This window comes from Hydrogenophaga sp. (genome assembly GCF_051007235.1).
Lineage (GTDB): Bacteria > Pseudomonadota > Gammaproteobacteria > Burkholderiales > Burkholderiaceae_C > Hydrogenophaga.
Genome location: NZ_JBPCSJ010000065.1, coordinates 1 through 8,402 on the forward strand (window position 1 = coordinate 1; position 8,402 = coordinate 8,402).

At 68.2% G+C, this 8,402-nt stretch carries 11 protein-coding genes; 2 read left to right on the plus strand and 9 right to left on the minus strand.

Annotated features, from left to right (window positions below; genetic code table 11):
* Positions 1 to 15 precede the first annotated feature (15 nt).
* The 9 genes from ACR2JA_RS02105 to cydP are packed head-to-tail and all read right to left on the minus strand — an operon-like array spanning position 16 to position 5,970.
* Complete coding sequence (locus tag ACR2JA_RS02105; protein ID WP_434007483.1) at positions 16 to 432, minus strand: group II truncated hemoglobin; 417 nt, start codon at positions 430 to 432, stop codon at positions 16 to 18.
* Entirely contained in the window at positions 429 to 1,565 is a 1,137-nt protein-coding gene (locus ACR2JA_RS02110) for an NAD(P)/FAD-dependent oxidoreductase (RefSeq protein ID WP_434007484.1), read from the minus strand. The genes ACR2JA_RS02105 and ACR2JA_RS02110 overlap by 4 nt, the downstream gene beginning before the upstream one ends.
* On the minus strand, positions 1,562 to 1,972 hold the full coding sequence (locus ACR2JA_RS02115; protein WP_434007485.1) for a DUF302 domain-containing protein: 411 nt from the start codon (positions 1,970 to 1,972) through the stop codon (positions 1,562 to 1,564). The genes ACR2JA_RS02110 and ACR2JA_RS02115 overlap by 4 nt, the downstream gene beginning before the upstream one ends.
* Positions 1,969 to 2,640 (minus strand): hypothetical protein, encoded by a 672-nt coding sequence (locus ACR2JA_RS02120; RefSeq protein WP_434007486.1) that lies wholly within the window; start codon positions 2,638 to 2,640, stop codon positions 1,969 to 1,971. The genes ACR2JA_RS02115 and ACR2JA_RS02120 overlap by 4 nt, the downstream gene beginning before the upstream one ends.
* A gap of 1 nt (position 2,641) precedes the next feature.
* Complete coding sequence (locus tag ACR2JA_RS02125) at positions 2,642 to 2,941, minus strand: cyd operon YbgE family protein (RefSeq protein ID WP_434007487.1); 300 nt, start codon at positions 2,939 to 2,941, stop codon at positions 2,642 to 2,644.
* Positions 2,938 to 3,054 (minus strand): cytochrome bd-I oxidase subunit CydX, encoded by a 117-nt coding sequence (gene cydX / locus ACR2JA_RS02130; RefSeq protein ID WP_434007488.1) that lies wholly within the window; start codon positions 3,052 to 3,054, stop codon positions 2,938 to 2,940. Before cydX ends, ACR2JA_RS02125 begins: the two co-directional genes overlap by 4 nt.
* A gap of 23 nt (positions 3,055 to 3,077) precedes the next feature.
* Positions 3,078 to 4,214, minus strand: a complete 1,137-nt coding sequence (cydB, locus tag ACR2JA_RS02135) for a cytochrome d ubiquinol oxidase subunit II (RefSeq protein WP_434007489.1) — start codon at positions 4,212 to 4,214, stop codon at positions 3,078 to 3,080.
* 9 nt (positions 4,215 to 4,223) lie between these two features.
* Positions 4,224 to 5,786: a cytochrome ubiquinol oxidase subunit I gene (locus ACR2JA_RS02140; RefSeq protein WP_434007490.1), complete on the minus strand. Its 1,563-nt coding sequence runs from the start codon at positions 5,784 to 5,786 to the stop codon at positions 4,224 to 4,226.
* A gap of 4 nt (positions 5,787 to 5,790) precedes the next feature.
* Positions 5,791 to 5,970 (minus strand): cytochrome oxidase putative small subunit CydP, encoded by a 180-nt coding sequence (gene cydP, locus ACR2JA_RS02145; protein ID WP_434007491.1) that lies wholly within the window; start codon positions 5,968 to 5,970, stop codon positions 5,791 to 5,793.
* A gap of 146 nt (positions 5,971 to 6,116) precedes the next feature.
* Here cydP and ACR2JA_RS02150 point away from each other — a divergent pair, with 146 nt between their 5' ends.
* Complete coding sequence (locus ACR2JA_RS02150; RefSeq protein ID WP_434007492.1) at positions 6,117 to 7,499, plus strand: sigma-54 interaction domain-containing protein; 1,383 nt, start codon at positions 6,117 to 6,119, stop codon at positions 7,497 to 7,499.
* Between the two features lie 116 nt (positions 7,500 to 7,615).
* Positions 7,616 to 8,386 (plus strand): DUF4395 domain-containing protein, encoded by a 771-nt coding sequence (locus tag ACR2JA_RS02155; RefSeq protein ID WP_434007493.1) that lies wholly within the window; start codon positions 7,616 to 7,618, stop codon positions 8,384 to 8,386.
* Positions 8,387 to 8,402 lie beyond the last annotated feature (16 nt).

Consider the following 8,402-nt stretch of genomic DNA (forward strand, 5'->3'; position numbering starts at 1 on the left):
CCGGTGATCGGTGGATCACGGGTGAGCGCAGATCGCTGAGCCCTGGGTGTTGACCATGTGGTCGGCCATGTCGGTGAAGGCCTTGAGCAGGCCGGCCCGCAGCGGCTCGTCGGCCACCTGTTCGGTCAGCGCGGTGCGCATGCACAGCATCCACTGGTCGCGCTCGGTGGGGCCGATGGCGTAGGGCCCATGGCGCATGCGCAGGCGCGGGTGGCCCTTCTTCTCGATGTAGAGGTTGGGTCCGCCGAACCAGCCCGAGAGGTATTCGAACAGGCTCTCATTCGCACCCGCCAGACTCTCGGGGTGGAGGCGGCGCGCGGCGTAGGCCTCGGGCAGCCCGTCCATGCGTTCGTAGAAGCGGTCCACCAGGCGGTGGATGGCCGGTGCACCGCCCAGCGCGACGTAAGGGGTGGTGGAAGGTTCGGTGTTCATCGGTACTTCCGCAGGTAGGCGCCTTCGAAAAAGCGCTTGGCCCAGTGGAACAGGCGCGTGGAGGGCAGGATGATCTGGCGTTGCGTGTTGCGGAACACCAGCGTGCCGTGGTCGATGGCGTCGATGATGCAGATCAGTTCCACCTTGAAGGTGGCCTGCTGTGCGCGGCCGCTCAGGCCGGCCAGCAGGTTGTCGGCCGCCGCGGCGGCCTGCAGGTCGGCCATGTGGGCCTGCTTGGGCATCCAGTCCGGGCCGGGAAAGCTGCCCGAGTCGCCCACCACATAGACGTGATCGCTGCCCACCACGCGGCACTGCGCGTCGGCTTGCAACAGCCCGCCAGGCGAACGGGCCAGGCCGGTCTGGTCGAACCAGGCGTTGCCCGTCATGCCGGGCATGAACAGGATCAGGTCAGCCGGAAACTCACCGCCCTCGGTGACCACCTTGTTGGCCTCGAAGCGCTGCATCTTGTGGCCCAGGTGGGTGCGGATGCCGCGCCGCGCCATTTCCTTGAGCAGGTGGTGCACCGCCTTGGGACCGAGCCGGTTGCCCGGTTCCTTCGACGGGTTGAAGAACACCAGTTCGAAGCGGTCGCGCCGGCCTTCGCGCTTGAGCTGCTCGTCGATGCCGAACAGGAATTCGAACATCGGGCCGCCACGCACCGCGCTCTGTTCGTTCGGATTGCCAGCGAAACCGACGGCGATCGTCCCCCCCTGCATCTCGCGCAGTCGGTCGCGGATCTTCTCCGCCGCGGCAATGCCCTCGCAGGGGGTGATGGCGTGCTCGATGCCGGGCAGCTTCTTGATGAAGCGGCCGCCGCTGGCGATGACCAGCGCGTCGTTGACCACATCGCCGGCCGTGGTCTGCACCACCCGACCGCCTTCGCTCAGGCCGATCACCTCGGCCGCGATGTGCCGCACCTTCATGCGACTGAAGAAGTTGCCCAGCGGCACGACCAGCTGTTCGCGTTTGCGCAGCCCGCAGGGAATCCAGATGATGCCGGGCAGGTAGTGCAGCTCGGCGCGCGGGGCGATCAGCGTGATCTCTGCCGCGCCGTCGCGCTGGCGCAGCTCGCGCACGGTGGACAGGGCGCCGAAACCGGCGCCGATGATGGTGATGCGGGCCGGCTGGTTCATGTGGCAGCCCCGGTGCGCAGCCCCTCGACCACGCGGCGCAATGCCGCACTGGCCTGCGCACAAGCCTCGTGCACCTGCGCGTTCTGGCTCTGCGCAGCGATCACGAGAGGGTCCTGCAGCGCGATGCGGGTGCGCCCGGCAACGGTTTCGGTGACCGCGGCGCTGCAGGGCAGGAGGGCGCCGATGTCGGGCTCGGCGGTCATCAGCGCGTGCGCAATGCCGGGCGAGCAGATGCCCAGCAGCTTCTGCGGGTGGCTGTCGATGCCGAGCTTGTTCCGGAGCGTGGCTTGCACATCCACCTCGCTGACGATGCCCATTTTTTCGGTGCCCAGCGCCGCGCGCAGGGTGTCTGTCGCGGCGGCCATGGGCTGGTCGATTTCAACGGTGAAGGCGTAAGAAGGGTTCATGGAGGACAGATGGATTCAGGGTTGGGGAAGGCAACCGGTCGGGGACGATCGGCCGGCGCACCCAGCACCGCGACGCGTGCCAGGTATTCGTCACGGGTGTGGCCCGCAAAAAAGGGGTGCCAGCGGCGCTGCTCCAGCACCGTGCTCACGGCGCGCGCGCGCCGTTCGTGGCCGGCGAACAGCAGCGTCTCGTCGGGCAGGGTGAAGATGCGCTGGGTCACGCTGTCCCACAGCGCAGCGGGTTCGGCGGGTATCGGCTGGTGAGGGCATGCGTCCACCGCGAGCAGGCCGCCGCAGAAGACGCGGTCGCGCCAGACGAAGCTCAGACAGTCGGCGGTGTGGCCGGGCGTGGCGAGCACGCGCACGCACTCGTGGCCAAAGGGCAATTGGTCGCCATCGGCCGCCGCCAGCGCGCCCTCGCGCGCTTCGCCCTGCACCAGCGGCGCGCCCAGGCGACCGAGCAGGGCGAACTCCATCGGCTGGAGAGGGTCGTGCTGGTGGGTGCGCAGCACCCAGCGCAGGCGCAGCCCGCGCTCGCCCAGCAGGGCTTGCAACACCGGCAGGTCGCGGCTGTGCGGGTCCACCAGCACGGCCTCGCGCGCGCCGGTGTCGGCCAGCAGGTAGCTCAGCTCGCCGCTGCGATCGTCGTTCAGGATGCGAAAGAACATGTCAGACACCCCAGCGCAGCCAGGCCGCCAGCAGGAGGCCGGCGGCGCAGGCCCAGCCCGAGAAGCCCCAGCGCCAGAGTATGAAGCGCGGCACAAAGCCGACACCGCGCACCAGACCGGCGCTCATGGCCCAGAACAGGGCCATGGCCAGGCCGTGGTCGGCTTTGCCGGCGGCATCGGCGAACAGCAGCGGGTAGACGCTGCCCACCCCCATGATGGCCAGCGCGGCCAGCGCGGCCAGCAGGCTGGGCAGGTGCACGCGGGCCGGGGCGGGCGGGACCTTGGCGGACACCGTGTTCACTGCGCGCCTCCGCGGGCGGCCCTGCGGGCCTCTTCGGTTTCGCCCCACATGGCGTTGAGGATGGCCAGCAGCACGGCAAAGCCGACACCAAGGACCCAGGCGAAATACCACATGTTGTTCTCCTGAAAGACGGGGATCAGTAAGCGCCGTGCTCGTTCTCGCGGATGTACGCGGCCGTGACCTTGCCGCGCATGACGCGGTAGGCCCACGAGGTGTAGAGCACGATCAGCGGCATGAAGAGCACCGTGGCCCAGAACATGATGCCCAGCGTGAGGTGGCTGGAGACGCTGTCCCAGACGGTGAGGCTGGCCGCGGGCATGGTGCTGGACGGCATGATGAACGGGAACATGCTGGCGCCAGCGGTGCCGATGACGCCGGCGGTGGCCAGCGACGAGGCGACGAAGGCGCTGAGCGTGCGGCCGCTGCGCATCAGGGCCACCGCGGCCAGCGCGCCGAGCACGCCCAGGGCGGGCAGCAGCCACAGCAGCGGCTGGGCGGCGTGGTTGGCCATCCAGGCGCCAGCTTCGCGCACCACGGTCTTGCCCATGGGGTTGGGCAGCGCGGCGGGGTCGATCACCGAGCTGATGCGGTAACCGTCGATGGACTGCAGCCAGACGCCGGCGGCGATGAAGCCGACCACCATCACCAGCGCGGCGCCCGTGCCGGCGGTGATGGTGCGCCGCTGCACCACGCCTTCGGTGCGGTGGGCCAGGTAGGTGGCGCCCTGCAGCGTGATCATGGCGCTGCTGACCACACCGGCCAGCAAGGCGAAGGGGTTGAGCAGTTGCCAGAACGTGCCGGTGTAGGTGGAGACGAGGTAGGCGTCGAACTGGAAGGGCACGCCCTGCAGCAGGTTGCCGAAGGCCACACCGAAGATGACCGGGGGCACGAAGCCGCCGATGAACAGGCCCCAGTCCCAGGTGCTGCGCCAGGTGGGGTGGTGGATCTTGCTGCGGTAGTCGAAGCCCACCGGACGGAAGAACAGCGCCCACAGCACCGCCAGCATGGCCCAGTAGAAACCGCTGAACGCGGTGGCGTAGACCAGCGGCCAGGCCGCGAAGATGGCGCCGCCGCCGGTGATGAACCAGACCTGGTTGCCGTCCCAGTGCGGGCCGACCGTGTTGATGACGACACGGCGCTCGACGTCGCTGCGGCCGACAAAGGGCAGCAACGTGCCCACGCCCATGTCGTGGCCGTCCATGATCGCGAAGCCGACGAGCAAGACGCCCACCAGCAGCCACCAGACGATCTTGAGGGTTTCGTAGTCGAACATGGCGGCTCCTTAGGCGTGTGCGTGAACAGGTTCGTGGCTGTAGCGCCCGGTGCCCAGGCTGCCGGGGCCGATGCGGGCGAACTTGACCATCAGATACATCTCAACGATCAGCAGCACGGTGTAGAAGCCCACGAAGCCGGCCAGCGAGCCGTAGAGGCTGCCCACGCTGAGCGTGGAGACCGAGAGGTGGGTGGGCAGCACGCCGTAGATGGTCCAGGGCTGGCGACCGTATTCGGCGACGAACCAGCCCAGCTCGCAGGCCAGCCAGGGGGCGGGCAGCATCCACAGCGCCCACTTGAGCAGCCAGGGGCGCTTGCCGCATTCGAGCTTGAGCGTGCACCAGAAGGCCATGCCGAACAGCGCCAACATCGCAAAGCCCAGCCCGACCATGATCCGGAAGGCCCAGAACATGGGGGTCACGCGCGGCACGGTGCTGTCCACGGCCCTCTGCATCATGTCCGGGGTGGCCTGGCGCACGTCCACCACGTACTTTTTGAGCAGCAGGCCGAAGCCGAGGTCGGCCTTGTGCTGTTCGAACAGGGCCTTGGCGGCCACGTCGTCGCGGTTGGCACGCAGGGCTTCGAGCGCGGTCACGGCCTGGATGCCGCTTTGAATGCGTTCGCGGTTCTTCGCCTTGATCTCGTGGATGCCCGGGATCTCTTTGCTGACCGAGCGGGTGCCGATCAGGCCCATGACCCAGGGGATCTCGATCTCCCAGTCGTTCTTCTGCCCGGCTTCGTTGATGCCGGCCACCAGCGTCAGGCCGGCCGGCGCGGGCTTGGTTTCCCACATCGCTTCGATGGCGGCCATCTTGGTCTGCTGCGCCTCGCCCACCGTGTAGCCCGATTCGTCACCCAGCACGATCACCGAGCACACGCTGGCCAGGCCAAACGCCGCGGCCACGCGGAAGCTGCGCTTGGCGAACTCGATGTCGCGGCCCTTGAGCAGGTACCAGCTGGAGATGGACAACACGAACATCGCGCCGGTGACGTAGCCGGCCGAGACGGTGTGCACGAACTTGGCCTGCGCGTCCGGGTTGAACAGCACGGCCCAGAAGTCGACCATTTCCATGCGCATGGTGACGTAGCTGAACTCGGCGCCCACCGGGTTCTGCATCCAGCCGTTGGCGATCAGGATCCACAACGCGCTCAGGTTGGTGCCCACCGCCATCAGCACGGTCACCATCAGGTGCTGCGTCTTGCTCAACCGGTCCCAGCCGAAGAAGAACAGGCCGATCATGGTCGATTCGAGGAAGAAGGCCATCAGCCCTTCGATGGCCAGCGGCGCGCCGAAGATGTCGCCCACGTAGTGCGAGTAGTAGGCCCAGTTGGTGCCGAACTGGAATTCCAGCGTGATGCCGGTGGTCACGCCCAGCGCGAAGTTGATGCCAAAGAGCTTGCCCCAGAAGCGGGTCATGTCCTTCCAGATGACGTTGCCCGTCATCACATACACGCTCTCCATGATCACCAGCAGCCAGACCATGCCGATGGTCAGCGGCACGAAGAGGAAGTGGTACAGGGCCGTCGCTGCGAACTGCAAGCGCGAGAGGTCGACCAGTTGTTCGGAAATCAAGGCGTCACTCCTGTGAGGCGGTGGGCGCCGGGCGGCTGCCCAGCAGTTGCATGGCCGCGGCGTCGGTGTCCACCGGCACGCGCTGCTCCCGCACAAAGCCCCACCACAGACCGGTGAGCACGGCCAGCTTGATCGCCAGGGCGATGGCGAGCTTGCGTGTCAGGGAACGGTCTTGGCGGTTCATGGCATGTCCGTGGGGTGCGTTCTCCACTCCAAGAACCGTGCCAGTGGACGAAAGCAGAAAAAGCCTTTCAAAATCAATCCACTGCCAGCCCCTTGGCACGCAACCGAAGGCCCCTTGCGCTGCCTGACTGCCACATCTGGCAGAAAATGTCAGACCGCCATCCTCCCCGGCAGCCTGGAGCCCACTTGAAACCCCTGCCCGAACTCACCGCCTTCCTCGAAGGCCTGCCCGAGCCGCACATCCTGTTCGACGCGCAGTACCGCATCCTGGCGGCCAACGCGGCGTACCGGCGCGAGCACAGCCCCGAGCGCAGCGTGGTGGGCCGGCACTGCTACGAGGTTTCGCACCACTTCGCCGTGCCTTGCGACCAGGCCGGCGAATCCTGCCCGCTGGCGCAGTCCCGGCTGTCTGGCCAGCGCGAACGCGTGCTGCACCTGCACCACACCCCCAAGGGTGAGGAATACGTCAACATCGAACTCACCCCCCTGCCGGGCGATGACGGACAACCCGCCTTCTACGTGGAGAAGATGGAGCCGCTGCGCGTGGCCCAGGGCCAGCCCAGCGCCCAGGGACTGATCGGCCGCTCCGAGGCTTTTCAGCGCATGCTGGCGCTGGTGGCGCGCGTGGCGCCCTCGCGCGCCAGCGTGCTGCTGCTGGGTGAGTCGGGCACCGGCAAGGAGCTGGTGGCCCGCGCCGTGCACGAGGCCGGCCCGCGCGCGGGCAAGCCGCTGGTGGCGGTGGACTGCTCCAGCCTGCCCGAGAACCTGTTCGAGTCCGAACTCTTCGGCCACGAACGCGGCGCCTTCACCGGCGCGGCCACGGCGCGCGGTGGCCTGGTCGAGGCGGCCAGCGGCGGCACCCTGTTCCTGGACGAGGTGGGCGACATCCCGCTGCCCATGCAGGTGAAACTGCTGCGCCTGCTGGAAACCGGCACCTACCGGCGCGTGGGCAGCACCGAGCTGCGGCACGCCGACATCCGCGTGGTGGCGGCCACCCACCGCGACCTGGACGCGATGGTGCAGGACGGTCGTTTCCGCGAAGACCTGTACTACCGGCTCTCCACCTTCCCCATCCTGCTGCCGCCGCTGCGCGAACGCAGGGGCGACGTGGCCCTGCTGGCCCCCGCCCTGCTGGAGCGTGTGGCCGCGCCGCGGCGCCTGACCCTGGCGCCCGCCGCGCTGGCCTTGCTGGAAACGCAAGACTTCCCGGGCAACGTGCGCGAGCTGCGCAACCTGCTGGAACGCACCGCCCTGCTGTGCGACGGCAGTGTGATCGAAGCCGAACACGTGCGCCAGGCCATCGCCACCGGGCGCCGACCCGGTGCCGCCCGCAGCATCCCGGCCCGGTCCACCCCGGCTGCGCCCGCCGACGCCGATCAGGACCTGCGCAGCCTGGAACTGGCCGCCCTGCGCGAGACCGTGGCCCGGCACACCGGCAGCCGGGCCGACCTGGCCCAACGCCTGGGTATCAGTGAGCGCTCGCTCTACCGCAAACTCAAAGCACTGGGCATCGGCACCGGCCGGGGCTGAGCGCCCGCCGCGGTCGCACCGCCCTCGGCACCTGAGCTGAAGCACGCGCCAGCATTTTGTGCTGGCGCCGGCGCGCGGAAACCGCTACAAACCCATACCTATATAAGGAGATGGCGATGAATAACCCCTTCCAGTTCGGCGAAACCGTCGCGGGCTACCCGGTCCGGGTGGTCAACGAACGCACGGTGCGCGCCGCTGCCGGCCTGCTGTTCTTCCCGGCGGTGGTGTCGTTCATGAACGCCCTGCTGACGGCCAACTACCAGCCCACGCGCCTGTTCGTGATCGTGTTCCTCACCGACATGGCGTTGCGCATGGCCAACCCGCGCTGGGCGCCGAGCATGATCGTCGGCGGCTGGGTCGTGCGGAACCAGACGCCCGAATGGGTGGGCGCTCCGCAAAAGCGATTTGCCTGGGGCCTGGGCTTGCTGCTGGGCTGCGCCATGGCCTACCTGATGGTGTTCAACCGCTACATGGGCCCGGTCAACATGCTGGTCTGCGCCAGCTGCCTGACGCTGATGTTTTTTGAAACCGCCTTCGGCATCTGCCTGGGCTGCAAGCTCTACAACGTCTTCAACCGCGAGAAAGCCCAGCTCTGCCCCGGCGGCGTGTGCGAAGTACCGGCGCAGAACAAGGGCTGGGGCATCTCCCTGCCGCAGGCGGCCGTGCTCGTGCTGTTCGTGGGCGCCATCGTGGCGGCCAAAGGCTGGGTCGACCGGACCGGGGCGGTGCAAGGCGGCTTCGACGACATGGCCACGCTGGAAGAGATGGGCCTGAAACCCGTGGCGGGGGCTCCCAGCGCGGCCGAAGCCGAGCGCTGCCAGGTCCCCGCCTTCGCCAAGGCCCTCGGCCACGAGGCCCAGTGGAAACTGCACAACGGATGCAGTTGAACGCCCCCCGCGCCGC

What these genes read in the sequence shown, in the direction of transcription:
- ACR2JA_RS02105 (WP_434007483.1), bottom strand. Translation starts at nt 432, where the DNA reads ATGAACACCGAACCTTCCACCACCCCTTACGTCGCGCTGGGCGGTGCA.
- ACR2JA_RS02110 (WP_434007484.1), bottom strand. Translation starts at nt 1,565, where the DNA reads ATGAACCAGCCGGCCCGCATCACCATCATCGGCGCCGGTTTCGGCGCC.
- ACR2JA_RS02155 (WP_434007493.1), top strand. Translation starts at nt 7,616, where the DNA reads ATGAATAACCCCTTCCAGTTCGGCGAAACCGTCGCGGGCTACCCGGTC.
- cydP (WP_434007491.1), bottom strand. Translation starts at nt 5,970, where the DNA reads ATGAACCGCCAAGACCGTTCCCTGACACGCAAGCTCGCCATCGCCCTG.
- ACR2JA_RS02150 (WP_434007492.1), top strand. Translation starts at nt 6,117, where the DNA reads ATGTCAGACCGCCATCCTCCCCGGCAGCCTGGAGCCCACTTGAAACCC.
- cydX (WP_434007488.1), bottom strand. Translation starts at nt 3,054, where the DNA reads ATGTGGTATTTCGCCTGGGTCCTTGGTGTCGGCTTTGCCGTGCTGCTG.
- ACR2JA_RS02120 (WP_434007486.1), bottom strand. Translation starts at nt 2,640, where the DNA reads ATGTTCTTTCGCATCCTGAACGACGATCGCAGCGGCGAGCTGAGCTAC.
- ACR2JA_RS02115 (WP_434007485.1), bottom strand. Translation starts at nt 1,972, where the DNA reads ATGAACCCTTCTTACGCCTTCACCGTTGAAATCGACCAGCCCATGGCC.
- cydB (WP_434007489.1), bottom strand. Translation starts at nt 4,214, where the DNA reads ATGTTCGACTACGAAACCCTCAAGATCGTCTGGTGGCTGCTGGTGGGC.